The sequence below is a fragment of the Pseudomonas sp. GW821-FHT09C10 genome, assembly GCF_059418085.1.
In genome coordinates, this window is the sequence record NZ_JBWKPE010000002.1 from 569,669 (window position 1) to 584,504 (window position 14,836).

The following is a 14,836-nucleotide window of genomic DNA, read 5'->3' on the forward strand; positions in this document are numbered from 1 at the left end:
GTAGGCACTCAACCATAGGGCGCCACCGAAGCCATGCACCTCCAGAGAATTCGCATGCAGACTTTTTTTATCGCGCCCACCGATTTTGGTGTGGGTCTGACCTCCATCAGCCTTGGGCTGGTGCGCACCCTTGAGCGAGCCGGCCTGAAAGTCGGTTTTTTCAAGCCAATTGCCCAGCCACATCCCGGCGATACCGGCCCCGAACGCTCCACCGAGCTGGTGGCTCGCACCCACGGCCTCAAGCCGCCACAGCCGCTAGGCCTGGCTCACGTGGAACGAATGCTCGGCGACGGCCAGCTCGACGAGCTGCTCGAAGAAATCATCACCCTTTATCAGCAGGCCGCCGTGGGCAAGGACGTGCTGATCGTCGAAGGCATGGTGCCGACCCGCAGCGCCAGCTATGCGGCCCGGGTCAACCTGCACCTGGCCAAGAGCCTGGATGCGGAAGTGATCCTGGTCTCGGCCCCGGAAAACGAGGTGCTCACCGAACTCTCCGGCCGCGTGGAACTGCAGGCCCAGCTGTTCGGCGGCCCGAAAGACCCGAAAGTGCTCGGCGTGATCCTGAACAAGGTGCGCACCGACGAAAGCATGGAAGCCTTCTCGGCGCGCCTCAAGGAGCATTCGCCCTTGCTGCGCAGCGGTGATTTCCGCCTGCTCGGCTGCATTCCTTACCAGCCGGAACTCAACGCGCCGCGCACTCGCGACGTGGCCGACCTGATGGGCGCGCAGATTCTCAACGCCGGCGACTACGAAACCCGGCGCATGACCAAGATCATCATCTGCGCCCGCACCATGCGTAACACCGTGGAGCTGCTCAAGCCCGGCGTGCTGGTGGTGACCCCCGGCGACCGCGACGACATCATCCTCGCCGTCAGCCTGGCCGCGATCAACGGCGTGCCCCTGGCCGGCCTGCTGCTGACCAGCGACACCCTGCCCGACCCGCGCATCATGGAGCTGTGCCGCGGCGCGTTCCAGGCCGGGTTGCCGGTGCTGTCGGTGAGTACCGGTTCCTACGAGACCGCCAACCTGCTCAACAACCTCAACAAGGAAATCCCCATCGATGACCGCGAACGCGCGGAGATCATCACCGATTTCGTCGCCAGCCACCTCGATGCGCGCTGGCTGCACCAGCGTTGCGGCACACCACGGGAGATGCGCCTGTCGCCGGCGGTGTTCCGCTACCAGTTGATCCAGCGCGCCCAGGCGGCCAACAAACGCATCGTGCTGCCCGAGGGCAGCGAACCGCTGACCGTGCAAGCCGCCGCCATCTGCCAGGCCCGGGGCATCGCGCGCTGCGTGCTGCTGGCCAAGCCGGCTGACGTGGAAGCCGTCGCGCGCGCCCAAGGCATCGAATTGCCCGAAGGCCTGGAGATTCTCGACCCGGACCTGATTCGCCAGCGCTACGTCGAGCCCATGGTTGCCCTGCGCAAGAGCAAGAGCCTGAATGCGCCGATGGCCGAGCAGCAACTGGAAGACACCGTGGTGATCGCCACCATGATGCTCGCACTGGATGAAGTGGACGGCCTGGTTTCCGGGGTTATCCACTCCACCGCCAACACCATTCGCCCGGCCCTGCAGTTGATCAAGACCGCACCGGGCTGCACCCTGGTGTCGTCGGTGTTCTTCATGCTGTTCCCCGAGCAGGTACTGGTCTACGGCGACTGCGTGATGAACCCGCACCCCAGTGCCGCCGAGCTGGCGGAAATCGCCTTGCAAAGCGCCGACTCGGCCGCTGCCTTCGGTATCACCCCGCGTGTGGCGATGATCAGCTACTCCAGCGGCGACTCGGCCAGCGGTGAGGAAGTGGAGAAAGTCCGCGAAGCCACCCTGCTCGCCCATGAACAGCAAAGCTCACTGCTGATCGACGGCCCGCTGCAATACGACGCCGCCGCCAACGAAACCGTCGCCCGCCAACTGGCCCCCGACAGCCTGGTCGCCGGCAAAGCCACCGTGTTCGTGTTCCCGGACCTGAACACCGGCAACACCACGCACAAGGCCGTGCAACGCAGTGCCGATTGCGTCAGCCTGGGGCCGATGCTCCAAGGCCTGCGCAAACCGGTCAACGACCTGCCACGCGGTGCCCAGGTCGACGACATCGTGTACACCATCGCGCTGACTGCGATCCAAGCCGCCAACCGACCTATGGATATCTAAATGCTGGATTTTCTACCTGCCGCCGTACGCGGGGTGATCGCTTCGCTGCTGTTGGCGCTGAATACGATCCTGCTGTGTTCGTTCCTGTTTATCGTGGCGCTGTTCAAGGCTCTGCCCTTCGCCAAGCTCTTCAGCGAATGGCTGATGAACCACACCCACGAAGCCTGGGTCACCAACAACAAGGGCTGGATGAATCTGGTGCGCCATACCCGTTGGCACCTTAAAGGTCTTGAAGGCCTGGACTACCAGCACTCGTATCTGGTGACCAGCAACCACCAGAGCTGGGTCGACATCATGGTCCTGCAATACGTGCTCAATCGTCGGATTCGCCCGCTGAAGTTCTTCCTCAAGCAGGAGTTGATCTGGGTGCCGGTGATTGGCCTGGCGTGGTGGGCACTGGGTTTTCCCTTCATGAAGCGCTACACCAAGGCCTACCTGGAGAAACACCCGGAGAAGAAAGGCAAGGACCTGGAAACCACTCGCAAGACCTGTGCGAAGTTTCGCGACAACCCGGTGGGTATTTTCAACTTTGCTGAAGGCACACGCTTTACGCCGGGCAAGCATGCGCAGCAGAAGTCGCCGTTTCGTTACCTGCTCAAGCCCAAGGCGGGTGGTATCGCGTTTGTGCTGGATGCCATGGGGGAACAGCTCAAATCACTGGTCAACGTGACCATTCACTACCCTGGCGGACGTCCTGGGTATTGGGACCTGCTGTGCGGGAACGTGCAGGACGTGGTGGTGCAGTTTGAAGAGGTGCAGATTCCGGCCGAGTTTATCGGCAGGAATTATGAGCAGGATGGGGAGTATCGGTTGGCGTTCCAGGGGTGGATCAACCAGCTGTGGGAAGAGAAGGATGCGTTACTGGACACGCTGCATAAAGACTTCCCAGACAAACGATGATCAAAATGTGGGAGGGGGCTTGCCCTCGATAGCAGTGTGTCAGTCAGTACATCTGTCACTGATCCACCGCTATCGGGGGCAAGCCCCCTCCCACATTTGACTGCGCGAGGCTTAGATCGCGCCGCGCTGACGCAACAGTTCTAGCACTTGCTTGACGCTGTCTTCCAGCGACAGGGCCTGGGTGTCGATTACCAGGTCGGCATTCAACGGCACGTCGTACGGGAAGGATTCGCCAGGGATGTTATCCCCACCCGCCGCGTACAAGCCCTGCGGATCACGCTCGGCGCACACCTGCGGGGAGGCCTGCACGTACACGGTCAGCAGGCGGTCGCTGCCAATCAGCGCCTTGGCCTGTTCACGGCCTTCGGCATCCGGGGCAACGAATGCCGCCAGGGTCAGCAGGCCGGCTTCGTTGAACTGACGCGCCACGTGAGCGGCACGGCGCCAGTTTTCGGTACGCCCGGCACGGTCCTGGGGCAAGCCCTTGTTCAGGTCGTGACGCAGGTTCTGGCCATCCAGCACGAACACCGCACGGCCCATGTCGAACAGCTTGCGCTCGACCGCATAGGCCAGGGTGCTCTTGCCCGCGCCTGACAGGCCGCTGAACAACACGGTAGCCGGTTGCTGGCCGAAACGCTGGGCGCGCTCCTCGGTGGCGACATGGGCCAACTTGCCGTGATGCGCCGCACTGCCGTGGGTGACCGGCGGCGCGATGATCATGCCGGCGCCCACGGTGCCGTTGGTCAAGCGGTCGATGACGATAAACGCACCGGTGGTGCGGTTGCTGTCATAGCCATCCAACGCGATGGCGGCGTCGAGGCTGACCTTGACCCGGCCGATCTCGTTCAGTTGCAGCGAACTCGCCGGGCCTTCGGCCAGGGTGTTCACGTCCACACGGTGCACAATGCTGGTGATGGAACCCGGCACGTAGCTGGTGGCGCGCTTGATGTCGTATTTCTTGCCCGGCAGCATCGGTTCTTCGGCCATCCACACCAGCATGGCGTCGAAGGCGTCAGTCACTTGCGGCACGTTGTCGGCATGCACCAGCAGGTCGCCACGGGAGATGTCGATCTCGTCTTCCATGGTCAGGGTCACGGCCTGGCCTGGGCCGGCGTGCTCCAGCTCACCTTCGAAGGTGACGATGGATTTGACGCGGCTGCTCTTACCCGACGGCAGCACCACGACTTCGTCGCCCTTGTGCACGATGCCGCTGGCCAGGGTGCCGGCGAACCCACGGAAGTTCAGGTTCGGACGGTTGACGTACTGCACCGGGAAACGCAGGTCGGTGTAGTTGCGATCGTTGGCGATCTCGACGGTCTCGAGGATCTCCATCAGCGACTGGCCGGTGTACCAGGGCGAGTGCTCGCTCTTGTTCACCACGTTGTCGCCCTTGAGCGCCGACATCGGCACGAATGCCATGGTGCTCGGCTTGAAGGCGATGCCTTCGGCGAACTTCAGGTAATCGGCCTTGATCGACTCGAACACGCCTTGGTCAAAGCCATTGATGTCCATCTTGTTGACGGCGATCACGATGTGCTTGATGCCCAGCAGCGAAGCGATATAGCTGTGGCGACGGGTCTGGGTCTGCACGCCGTAGCGCGCGTCGATCAGGATGATCGCCAGGTCACAGGTGGAGGCACCGGTGGCCATGTTGCGGGTGTACTGCTCATGGCCGGGGGTGTCGGCGATGATGAATTTGCGCTTGGCGGTAGAGAAGTAGCGGTAGGCGACATCGATGGTGATGCCCTGCTCACGCTCGGCCTGCAGGCCGTCGACCAGCAACGCCAGGTCGATGTCGTCACCGGTGGTGCCGGACTTTTTCGAGTCACGGGTGATGGCTTCCAGGTGATCTTCGTAGATCATCTTGGAGTCGTGCAGCAGGCGCCCGATCAGGGTGCTCTTGCCGTCGTCGACGTTGCCACAGGTCAGGAAGCGCAACATTTCCTTGCGCTCGTGCTGGCCCAGGTAGGCGAGGATGTCCTCGCTGATCAAATCAGATTGATGCGACATGACAGCCCCTTAGAAATAGCCTTGACGTTTTTTATCTTCCATCGAGCCTGCACCATCGTGGTCGATGACACGGCCCTGGCGCTCGGAAGTTCGCGTCAGGAGCATTTCCTGAATGATGTCCGTCAGCGTCTCGGCTTCGGACTCCACCGCGCCCGTCAACGGGTAGCAGCCAAGGGTACGGAAACGTACTTTCTTTTTGACGATTCGGGCTTTGTCTTCGTCGGACAAGTGCTCGAGGATGCGGTCGTCGTCGATCATGATCAACGTGCCGTTCTTCTCGATGACATCGCGTTCGGCGGCGAAGTACAGCGGCACGATCGGGATGCCTTCCAGGTAGATGTACTGCCAGATATCCAGCTCGGTCCAGTTGGACAGCGGGAACACACGGATCGACTCACCCTTGTTGACGTTGCCGTTGTAGACGTTCCACAGCTCCGGGCGCTGGTTCTTCGGGTCCCAGCGGTGCTTGCTGTCGCGGAACGAGTACACGCGCTCTTTGGCACGGGATTTCTCTTCATCGCGACGGGCACCGCCGAAGGCCGCGTCGAAACCATGCTTGTCCAAGGCCTGCTTGAGGCCTTCGGTCTTCATGATGTCGGTGTGCTTGGCGCTGCCGTGGGTGAACGGGTTGATGCCCTGCGCCACGCCATCCGGGTTGACATGGGTGATCAGGTCCAGGCCCAGTTCCTCGACCATTTTGTCGCGGAACTTGTACATCTCCTGGAATTTCCAGCGGGTGTCGACGTGCATCACCGGGAACGGCAGCTTGCCCGGGAAGAAGGCCTTGCGCGCCAGGTGCAGCATCACGGCGGAGTCTTTACCGATCGAGTAGAGCATCACCGGGTTATCGAACTCGGCGGCGACCTCGCGGATGATGTGGATGCTTTCCGCCTCCAGCTGTTTCAGATGCGTCAGTTTGTCGACCATGGTTACTCACGGAAAAACGATCTTATGGACGGCCAGCGGGCCGTGTTCGAGCGGGGCATGCTAGCACAGCACCTTCTTCTATTCAGGGCGCCAGCTAGATCGAAACGGTATATCAATATGCCCCCAGGTTTGGCCGTCAAATCGGGTTGGGGCAATCGATGAACAGATGCTCCAGGGCGAAGCGCCGCGCCAGGTAATCGCCCAGCGCCTGTACGCCGTAACGCTCTGTGGCGTGGTGCCCGGCGGCGATAAAGCTGATGTCGTTTTCCCGGGCACTGTGGAAGGTTTGCTCGGAGGCTTCACCGCTCAGGAACAAGTCGACGCCCGCGGCGATGGCGTTGTCGATGTAACCCTGGCCACCGCCGGTGCACCAGCCGACGCGGCGGATCATCTGGCTGCCTTCGATCAGCAGCGGCTCGCGGCCCATCACGTCCTGCACACGCCGGGCGAAGTCGCGGGGCGACAGCGGTTCGGCGAGCGAGCCGACCAGGCCGACGATCCTGGGGTTGCTCGGGTCCAGTGGGCCTTCGACGGTGATGTCCAGCTGGCGGGCGAGTTGCACGTTATTGCCAACGTCGGGGTGCAGGTCCAGCGGCAGGTGGTAGGCCAGCAGGCTGATGTCGTGCTTGAGCAGGGTTTTCAGGCGGCGTTGCTTCATGCCGGTGATACAGGGGCTTTCGCCTTTCCAGAAATAACCGTGGTGCACCAGGATCAAATCGGCCTGGGCTTCGACGGCCGCGTCCAGCAGGGCCTGGCTGGCGGTCACGCCGCTGACGATGCGCATCACTTGCGGCCGCCCCTCGACCTGCAGGCCATTGGGGCAGTAATCGGCAATTTTTGCGCTGCCGAGGTAGCGGTCCGCTTCCTCGACGAGGGTGGTAAGGGGGACGGCCATAAAAGACTCCTAAATATCCCGTTCCGAGGCGCTCGCAGCCTCGTATAATGCGCGACATTATGGGCGCTCTCCCGCCCCCTGCAACCTGTCAGGACTTACTTGATGCTCAAGGCACTGCGTTTTTTTGGATGGCCATTGCTGGCTGGCGTGCTGATCGCGATGCTGATTATTCAGCGTTATCCCCAGTGGGTGGGCTTGCCCAGCCTTGATGTCAACCTGCAACAGGCGCCCCAGACCAGCTCGGTGGTGCAAGGCCCGGTGACTTACGCGGACGCGGTGGTCATCGCCGCTCCTGCGGTGGTCAACCTATACACCACCAAGGTCATCAACAAGCCGGCCCATCCGTTGTTTGAAGACCCGCAGTTCCGCCGTTATTTCGGTGACAACGGGCCCAAGCAACGCCGCATGGAGTCCAGCTTGGGTTCGGGGGTGATCATGAGCCCCGAAGGCTACATCCTCACCAATAACCACGTGACCACCGGCGCCGACCAGATTGTGGTGGCCCTGCGTGACGGCCGCGAAACCCTGGCCCGCGTGGTGGGCAGCGACCCGGAAACCGACCTCGCGGTCCTGAAGATCGATCTGAAAAGCCTGCCGTCCATCACCCTCGGCCGTTCCGATGGGCTGCGGGTAGGCGATGTCGCACTGGCCATCGGCAACCCGTTCGGAGTGGGCCAGACGGTGACCATGGGCATCATCAGCGCCACCGGGCGAAACCAGCTGGGGCTGAACAGCTACGAGGACTTTATCCAGACCGACGCGGCGATCAACCCGGGCAACTCCGGCGGCGCACTGGTGGATGCCAATGGCAACCTGACCGGCATCAACACGGCGATTTTCTCCAAGTCCGGCGGCTCCCAGGGCATCGGCTTTGCGATCCCGGTAAAGCTGGCGATGGAAGTGATGAAGTCGATCATCGAGCACGGCCAGGTGATTCGCGGCTGGCTGGGGATTGAAGTACAGCCGTTGACCAAGGAGCTGGCCGAGTCGTTCGGCCTGACCGGGCGCCCAGGCATCGTGGTTGCCGGGATTTTCCGCGATGGCCCGGCGCAGAAAGCCGGCCTGCAGCTGGGGGATGTGATCCTCAGCATCAACGGCGAACCGGCCGGTGATGGGCGCAAGTCGATGAACCAGGTCGCGCGGATCAAGCCGACCGACAAGGTGGCGATCCAGGTGATGCGCAACGGTAAAGAGATCAAGCTGCTGGCGGAAATCGGCCTGCGTCCACCGCCTGCACCGGTCAAGGAAGAGGAGTAAATCACCTCGCCAGGTACCCGTTCGCGGGTACCTGTAAGCTCATATTTCAAAGCAAATCCATTCTCATTAGACATGTTATATTGTTTCAATATCGCTATTGGAACGCTCTATCATGCCGTCTCGAACGTTTGCCCCCTTGGCTGGCCTGGCCTTGGGTTTGCTGCTGGATCCCGCCTTTGCCGAAGACAACACCGTTGAGCTGGAGACCATCAGCGTCAGCACCGACGCCTATGAATCCGCTACCGGCCCGGTCAAAGGCTACCGTGCCACCCGCTCTGCCAGCGCGACTAAAACCGACACCGCTCTGCGCGACATCCCACAGTCCATCAGCGTGATTCCCGCCTCGGTACTCACAGACCTGGGCAGCACCAACGTGGAACGCGCCCTGGAGTTTGCCGGCGGGGTGTCCAAGCAGAACAACTTTGGCGGCCTCACCCTCTACGAATACAGCGTGCGCGGCTTCACCACGTCGGAGTTCTACCAGGATGGTTTCAGCGCCAACCGCGGCTACCCGAGCACGCCGGACGCGGCCAATATCGAGCGCATCGAAGTGCTCAAGGGCCCGGCCGCCAGCCTGTATGGCCGCGGAGATCCCGGCGGCACCGTGAATATCGTCACCAAAAAGCCCCAGCCCGAAGCCTTCACCACCGTGCAAACCAGCGCGGGCAGCTGGGACCGTTATCGCACTGCCGTCGATATCAATACGCCGCTGGACAGCGAGGGCGACCTGCTGTCGCGGGTCAACCTGGCGGTGGAGGACAACAACAGCTTCCGCGATCACGTCGAGAGCAAGCGCGTCTTCGTCGCGCCCTCATTCAGCTGGCAGCTGGACCCGGACACCCACCTGCTGGTGGAAAGCGAATTCGTACGCCACAGCTCCACCTTCGACCGGGGCATCGTCGATGCCCCAGGCGTATCGCGCTCCACCTTCCTCGGTGAGCCCAACGACGGCGATATCGACAACCACAACAACCGCATCCAGGCGACCCTCGAGCATCATCTCAACGACGCCTGGAAACTGCGCCTGGCCAGCCATTACAAACAAGGCAGCCTGTGGGGCGACGCCTCGGAAAACCGCGCACTGAACACCGACGGCCATACCCTCAACCGCCGTTACCGCGAACGCTCCACGGGGTGGCACGACAGCATCACCCAGCTGGAACTGCGCGGCCTGTTCGACCTTGGCAGTTGGCAGCATGAATTGCTGGTCGGCACCGAATACGAGGACTACCGCAAGAAGGAGCGCGTCACCGCCATAGCCGGCAGCCCCTACGCCATCGACCTCTACAACCCGGTCTACGGCCAGCCCAAACCCAATGGCGCACGCTCCGGCACCGACTTCTTCGAACAGACCAAAAGCCAGGCGCTGAACCTGCAAGACCAGATCATCTTCACCGACCGCTTGCGCGGCATGGCCGGCGCTCGCTTCGAGCATTTCGAACAAAGCACCGACGACTTCACCCGCAACCACGCCAAGAGTCGGCAAACCCACGACGCACTTACCCAGCGCGCCGGTCTGCTGTATCAACTGACGCCAGAGGTCGGCGTATTCGCCAACGCTTCCACCTCGTTCAAGCCCAACAGCGGCCTGGACGCCAGCGGTAACAGCTTCAAGCCGGAAGAAGGCGTGGGCTATGAGGTGGGGATCAAGAGCGAGCTGTTCGACGACCGCCTCAGCGCCACCCTCGCCGCCTTCCATATCGAAAAGGAAAACGTGCTGGCCCTGGACCCGGTCACCAATACCAACCGCGCCATGGGCAAGGCACGCAGCCAGGGCTTCGACCTGCAACTGACAGGACAACTGACCGATGCGGTACGCGTGATCGGCGCCTTTGCCTACATCGACGCCGAAGTGACCAAGGGTGATAAAGCCATTCCTGCGGGCAGCCGCATCCTCGGCGTAGCCAAGCACAGTGGCAGCCTGTTGGGGGTGTATGAATTCCAGGACGGCGCGCTGCGCGGTTCAGACTTGGGCGCGGCGTTCACCTATGTAGGGGATCGCTCGGGTGAAGCGGGCAGCCGCTTTGAATTGCCCGCCTACCACACCGTCGATTTGCTGGCCCATTACAAGGCCACGCAGAACGTCACCGTAGGCCTGAATCTCAACAACTTGTTCGATGAAAAGTACTACGAGCGGTCCTATAGCAATTACTGGGTCAATCCCGGCGAGCCGCGCAATCTCACCGTCAGCCTGACCCTCAACCTGTAACACAATCAAAAACGTGAGAGGGGTAAGCCCCTCACATTTGGATGGCGTGATTACAGCGAAAGCGGGGCTCTTTCACACAAGGTATTGAGCGCTGCTGCCCACTGCGGATCGTCATTCAAACACGGCACCAGCACCAACTCCTCACCGCCCGCCTCGCGGAATTGCTCCCGACCACGATCACCGATCTCTTCCAGGGTCTCGATGCAGTCGGCAACAAACGCGGGGCACATCACCAGCAGCTTTTTCACCCCTTGACGGGCCAGCGCCTCCAGGCGTGCCTCGGTGTAGGGTTCGATCCACTTCGCACGGCCCAGGCGCGATTGGAACGCCACTGACCATTTGTCGTCGGGCAAGCCCAGGCGCGCGGCGAAGTCGCGGGCAACGCTGAAGCATTGCGCGCGGTAGCAGGTCGCGAGCACCTCAGGCGAGGCGTTCCTGCAGCAGTCCGCATCCTTGAAGCAATGCTGGCCGGTCGGGTCGAGCTTTTTCAGATGGCGCTCGGGCAAGCCGTGGAAGCTCAGCAGCAAGTGGTCGTAATGCGCATCTGTATAAGGTCGGGCGCTGGCTGCCAACGCGTCGAGGTATTCCGCCTGATCGTAGAATGGCTGCAGGATCGAGAACTGTACGTTGAGCTTTTTGTCACGCACTACCCGCTTGGCTTCTTCAATCACCGTGGTCACGGTGCTGTCGGCAAATTGCGGGTACAAGGGCGCCAAGGTGACCTTTTGAATACCTTGGGCGGCCAACCGCTTGAGGGTCGTTTCCAGGGAAGGCTCGCCATAACGCATCGCCAACTCCACTGGCCCCTGGGCCCACTGCGCGGTCATCTGTTGCTGCAGGCGACGACTGAGCACCACCAGCGGCGAGCCCTCGTCCCACCAGATCGAGGCGTAGGCGTGGGCCGATTGCTCGGGGCGCTTGATCAGGATCAGCGACACCAGCAAGCGCCGCACCGGCCACGGCAGATCGATGACATAAGGGTCCATCAGGAACTGATTGAGGTAGCTGCGCACATCGGCCACCGAAGTGGACGCCGGTGAACCCAGGTTGACCAGTAACAACGCGTGATCCGTCATGCAACATCCTATCTCTTAGCGGCGGCTGGAAACGTCGTCCAAGGCCGCACGCAACTCAGTGAACTGAAAAGTGAAACCGGCCGCCAGCAGGCGTTCGGGCAATGCTTTCTGGCCGCCCAGCAACAAGCCGGACAACTCGCCCAAACCCACCTTCAACGCAAAGGCCGGCATCGGCATGAACGCCGGGCGGTGCAGCGCCTGGCCTAATGTCTTGGCGAACTCGCGATTACGCACCGGGTGCGGCGCGCAGGCATTATAAGGACCGCTGGCATCATCCTTGTGCAGAAGAAAATCAATCAGGGCGATTTGATCCTTGATATGCACCCACGGCATCCACTGCCGCCCGTTGCCGATAGGCCCGCCCAGCCCGAGTTTGAACGGCAGCAACAGGCGCGACAAAAAGCCGCCCTCGGCCGCCAGTACCAGGCCGGTACGCACCAGCACCACGCGGATGCCCATCGCTTCGGCACGTTGGGCGGTTTCTTCCCAGGCGATGCACAGTTGGCTGGGGAAATCGTCCTGTACCGGCCCACTCGCCTCGGTCAGTTCGCGCTCGCCACCGTCGCCGTACCAGCCCACCGCCGAACCGGAAACCAGCACCGCCGGTTTCTGCGCCTGGCTTTCGAGCCAGGCCAGCAGGGTTTCGGTCAAGCCGATGCGGCTGCTCCAGAGCAGCGCCTTGCGTTTGTGGGTCCAGGGACGGTCAGCTATCGGCGCGCCTGCCAGGTTGACCACCGCGTCCACCGCGCCAATCACCTCCTCCAAGCGAGCCACCCCGAGCACCGTTGCACCGCATAACCGGGCGACGTCTTCAGGATGGCGGCTCCACACCGTCAGGCGATGACCTTGGGCAATCCAGTGTTGGCAGAGTTGGCGACCGATCAGGCCGGTACCGCCGGTCAGCAAAATATGCATGGGACGCTCCTCATGTAACGTTCGCCGCCGATCACTAGTCTATTTTATAAGCAGGGATCAATTTGTAATCGAGCGTGACTTTTGTTTAAGCCTCATGCTTAACCATAGGTCACGCCAAGCGATCAGGTACGCCAAAACTTATACCAAAAAATAATATTGTACAGCTATTGGTGTCGGCGTAGCCTGTACCCAACGGTAAAACGAGGCCTCCCATGACTGTCCCCATCGCGATCATCGGCACCGGCATCGCCGGTCTCTCCGCCGCCCGAGCGTTACAAGACGCCGGGCACGTTGTACAACTCTTCGATAAAAGCCGCGGCAGCGGCGGCCGCATGTCCAGCAAGCGCAGCGACGCCGGCGCACTGGACATGGGCGCCCAATACTTCACCGCCCGCGACCGACGCTTCGTCAACGAAGTGCAGCGCTGGCAAAGCAACGGCTGGGCCGAGCAATGGAAGCCCCAGCTGTACAACTTCAAGTCCGGCCAACTCACGCCCTCCCCCGATGAACAGATCCGCTGGGTCGGCACGCCACGCATGAGCGCCATCACCCGCGCCCTGCTTGACGACCTGCCGGTGGAATTCGGTTGCCGGATCACCGAGGTGTTCCAAGGCAAGCAACACTGGAACCTGTTGGATGCCGACGGCGAAAACCACGGCCCGTTCAGCCATGTGATCATCGCCACGCCTGCGCCCCAGGCCACTGCCCTGCTGGCGGCAGCGCCCAAATTGGCGAGTGCCGCCGCCGGCGTGAAGATGGACCCGACCTGGGCCATTGCCCTGGCCTTCGACAAGCCCCTGGATACCCCCATGGAAGGCTGCTTCGTGCAAGACAGCCCGCTGGACTGGCTGGCGCGCAACCGCAGCAAGCCCGGGCGCGACACGACCCTTGACACCTGGGTGCTGCACGCCACCAGCACCTGGAGCAAGGCCCACCTGGACCTGTCCAAGGACGCGGTGATCGAACACCTGCACGGCGCCTTCGCCGAATTGCTGCACAGCGCCATGCCCGCACCGTCCTTCAGCCTGGCCCACCGCTGGCTCTACGCACGGCCGTCCGGCGCCCATGAGTTCGGGGTACTGGCCGACGCCGACCTGGGCCTGTACGTGTGTGGCGACTGGTGCCTCTCGGGCCGCGTGGAAGGGGCGTGGCTCAGTGGCCAGGAAGCCGCGCGACGGTTGATCGAGCACCTGCAATGAACCGCATCAACCCGGCCAAATTGCTGCTGTCGAAGTGGACGGCAGCCCGGCCCCGCAACAAGGAAAAACACTTTCTGGTGACCGAACTGTTTCGTGACGAAGACGGCACAGTGCTGGAAATCGAGTTGCAAGCCGTGATGACCCTGCGCGCCCAGCGCCTGGCCTGGCAAACCCTGCAAAATGCCGAGGCTTGGCAAATCGGCTGGAAATAGCCCCGCGCAAATACTTGTACAAAATATTTGACTTGTAGAGCATCAAACCTATGATGAGATTTAGTTGTACAGATTTCAGATCTTGTACAGGAATCTTGCAGAGGTTTGGCCATGCCCAGCACACCGTCCATCAAGCCGAAGATTGGCATCAGCGCCTGCCTGCTGGGCGAGAACGTGCGTTTCAATGGCGGTCACAAGCAGTCCCAGCTATGCAGCGAGGTCCTCGCCGAGTACTTCGACTTTGTGCCGCTGTGCCCGGAAGTGGCGATCGGCCTCGGTATCCCCCGTGAAACCATTCGCCTGGTGGGCGATGCCGAACAGCCCCAGGCCGTCGGCACCGTACACCACGAGCTGAATGTCACCGCGCCGCTGGACGCATACGGCCGCAAAATGGCCGCCGAACACACCGACCTGTGCGGCTACATCTTCATGCAGAAGTCGCCGTCCTGCGGCCTGGAACGCGTCAAGGTCTACCGTGAAAACGGAGCGCCGGTGGAGGGCGGCGGGCGTGGCATCTACGCCCAGGCGTTCTGCGCGCGTCACCCGAACCTGCCTGTGGAAGAAGATGGCCGCCTGAATGACCCGGTACTGCGGGAAAACTTCCTGACCCGCGTCTTCGTCTACGCCAGTTGGCAGCAACTGCTGGCCGAGGGCCTGACCCGCCACCGCCTGCTGGCGTTTCACGCGCGCTACAAGTATTTGCTGATGGCCCACAGCCTGACGCATTACAAGAGCCTGGGCCACCGCCTCGGCAGCATGGCCAGGGACGTCAACCTCGACGAGGTGGCCGCCTGCTATTTCAGCGACCTGATGACCGGCCTGAAAAAGTGCGCCACCCGCGGCACCCACACGAACGTGCTGCAACACATCAGCGGCTACCTCAAGCAGGCCATCAGCGCGGATGACAAACAGGAAATGCAGACGGTCATCAGCCAGTATCACCAGGGCATCGTGCCGCTGGTGGTGCCGTTGACCCTGCTCAAGCATCACTTTCGCCAACACCCGGACCGCTACATCGCGCAGCAGGCCTACTTGCAGCCGCACCCGGAAAATCTCAGCCTGCGGAATGCGATCTAAACCAT

Annotated in this window: 12 protein-coding genes; 7 read left to right on the forward strand and 5 right to left on the reverse strand. The window is 61.9% G+C overall.

All coding sequences use genetic code 11. From position 1 onward, the window contains the following. Window positions 1–54 precede the first annotated feature (54 nt). Window positions 55–2,154 (forward strand): phosphate acetyltransferase, encoded by a 2,100-nt coding sequence (pta, locus tag AC07OT_RS06420; protein ID WP_027606860.1) that lies wholly within the window; start codon window positions 55–57, stop codon window positions 2,152–2,154. Further along, window positions 2,155–3,054, forward strand: a complete 900-nt coding sequence (yihG, locus tag AC07OT_RS06425; RefSeq protein ID WP_495107707.1) for a 1-acylglycerol-3-phosphate O-acyltransferase, YihG family — start codon at window positions 2,155–2,157, stop codon at window positions 3,052–3,054. It abuts the gene before it with no gap. Between the two features lie 111 nt (window positions 3,055–3,165). Here the strand turns inward: yihG and cysN are convergent, their stop codons facing one another. The 3 genes from cysN to AC07OT_RS06440 all read right to left on the reverse strand — a co-directional run bounded on the left by cysN (window position 3,166) and on the right by AC07OT_RS06440 (window position 6,886). Then, window positions 3,166–5,064, reverse strand: a complete 1,899-nt coding sequence (gene cysN / locus AC07OT_RS06430) for a sulfate adenylyltransferase subunit CysN (protein WP_027606862.1) — start codon at window positions 5,062–5,064, stop codon at window positions 3,166–3,168. Between the two features lie 9 nt (window positions 5,065–5,073). Next, a complete protein-coding gene (gene cysD, locus AC07OT_RS06435) occupies window positions 5,074–5,991 on the reverse strand; it encodes a sulfate adenylyltransferase subunit CysD (protein ID WP_017137614.1) in 918 nt (305 codons plus the stop codon). Between the two features lie 136 nt (window positions 5,992–6,127). After that, window positions 6,128–6,886, reverse strand: coding sequence for a Nif3-like dinuclear metal center hexameric protein (locus AC07OT_RS06440; protein ID WP_495107708.1), 759 nt, complete (start codon window positions 6,884–6,886; stop codon window positions 6,128–6,130). A 102-nt stretch (window positions 6,887–6,988) separates the two neighbouring features. On the opposite strand from AC07OT_RS06440, the gene algW reads away from it, so the two are divergent. Further along, window positions 6,989–8,143 carry a Do family serine endopeptidase AlgW gene (gene algW / locus AC07OT_RS06445; RefSeq protein WP_027606864.1) on the forward strand — a complete coding sequence of 385 codons (1,155 nt, stop codon included), beginning with the start codon at window positions 6,989–6,991 and terminating at the stop codon, window positions 8,141–8,143. A gap of 112 nt (window positions 8,144–8,255) precedes the next feature. After that, window positions 8,256–10,352 (forward strand): TonB-dependent siderophore receptor, encoded by a 2,097-nt coding sequence (locus AC07OT_RS06450; protein ID WP_495107709.1) that lies wholly within the window; start codon window positions 8,256–8,258, stop codon window positions 10,350–10,352. A 50-nt stretch (window positions 10,353–10,402) separates the two neighbouring features. Here the strand turns inward: AC07OT_RS06450 and hemH are convergent, their stop codons facing one another. Together hemH and AC07OT_RS06460 are read right to left on the reverse strand one after the other, a co-directional pair. After that, entirely contained in the window at window positions 10,403–11,428 is a 1,026-nt protein-coding gene (gene hemH, locus AC07OT_RS06455; RefSeq protein WP_495107710.1) for a ferrochelatase, read from the reverse strand. A gap of 15 nt (window positions 11,429–11,443) precedes the next feature. Further along, window positions 11,444–12,343, reverse strand: a complete 900-nt coding sequence (locus AC07OT_RS06460) for a TIGR01777 family oxidoreductase (protein ID WP_495107711.1) — start codon at window positions 12,341–12,343, stop codon at window positions 11,444–11,446. Between the two features lie 212 nt (window positions 12,344–12,555). Here AC07OT_RS06460 and AC07OT_RS06465 point away from each other — a divergent pair, with 212 nt between their 5' ends. The 3 genes from AC07OT_RS06465 to AC07OT_RS06475 all read left to right on the forward strand — a co-directional run bounded on the left by AC07OT_RS06465 (window position 12,556) and on the right by AC07OT_RS06475 (window position 14,831). After that, complete coding sequence (locus tag AC07OT_RS06465; RefSeq protein WP_115486585.1) at window positions 12,556–13,542, forward strand: NAD(P)/FAD-dependent oxidoreductase; 987 nt, start codon at window positions 12,556–12,558, stop codon at window positions 13,540–13,542. Beyond that, on the forward strand, window positions 13,539–13,754 hold the full coding sequence (locus AC07OT_RS06470; RefSeq protein WP_027606869.1) for a TIGR02450 family Trp-rich protein: 216 nt from the start codon (window positions 13,539–13,541) through the stop codon (window positions 13,752–13,754). Before AC07OT_RS06465 ends, AC07OT_RS06470 begins: the two co-directional genes overlap by 4 nt. Window positions 13,755–13,865: 111 nt before the next feature. After that, window positions 13,866–14,831, forward strand: coding sequence for a YbgA family protein (locus AC07OT_RS06475; protein ID WP_495107712.1), 966 nt, complete (start codon window positions 13,866–13,868; stop codon window positions 14,829–14,831). Window positions 14,832–14,836: the final 5 nt, after the last annotated feature.

Excerpts from the sequence above, each read along its gene's own strand:
- AC07OT_RS06460 (WP_495107711.1), bottom strand. The coding sequence starts at position 12,343 with ATGCATATTTTGCTGACCGGCGGTACCGGCCTGATCGGTCGCCAACTC.
- AC07OT_RS06475 (WP_495107712.1), top strand. The coding sequence starts at position 13,866 with ATGCCCAGCACACCGTCCATCAAGCCGAAGATTGGCATCAGCGCCTGC.
- AC07OT_RS06470 (WP_027606869.1), top strand. The coding sequence starts at position 13,539 with ATGAACCGCATCAACCCGGCCAAATTGCTGCTGTCGAAGTGGACGGCA.
- cysN (WP_027606862.1), bottom strand. The coding sequence starts at position 5,064 with ATGTCGCATCAATCTGATTTGATCAGCGAGGACATCCTCGCCTACCTG.
- hemH (WP_495107710.1), bottom strand. The coding sequence starts at position 11,428 with ATGACGGATCACGCGTTGTTACTGGTCAACCTGGGTTCACCGGCGTCC.
- AC07OT_RS06465 (WP_115486585.1), top strand. The coding sequence starts at position 12,556 with ATGACTGTCCCCATCGCGATCATCGGCACCGGCATCGCCGGTCTCTCC.
- AC07OT_RS06450 (WP_495107709.1), top strand. The coding sequence starts at position 8,256 with ATGCCGTCTCGAACGTTTGCCCCCTTGGCTGGCCTGGCCTTGGGTTTG.
- cysD (WP_017137614.1), bottom strand. The coding sequence starts at position 5,991 with ATGGTCGACAAACTGACGCATCTGAAACAGCTGGAGGCGGAAAGCATC.
- AC07OT_RS06440 (WP_495107708.1), bottom strand. The coding sequence starts at position 6,886 with ATGGCCGTCCCCCTTACCACCCTCGTCGAGGAAGCGGACCGCTACCTC.
- algW (WP_027606864.1), top strand. The coding sequence starts at position 6,989 with ATGCTCAAGGCACTGCGTTTTTTTGGATGGCCATTGCTGGCTGGCGTG.
- pta (WP_027606860.1), top strand. The coding sequence starts at position 55 with ATGCAGACTTTTTTTATCGCGCCCACCGATTTTGGTGTGGGTCTGACC.
- yihG (WP_495107707.1), top strand. The coding sequence starts at position 2,155 with ATGCTGGATTTTCTACCTGCCGCCGTACGCGGGGTGATCGCTTCGCTG.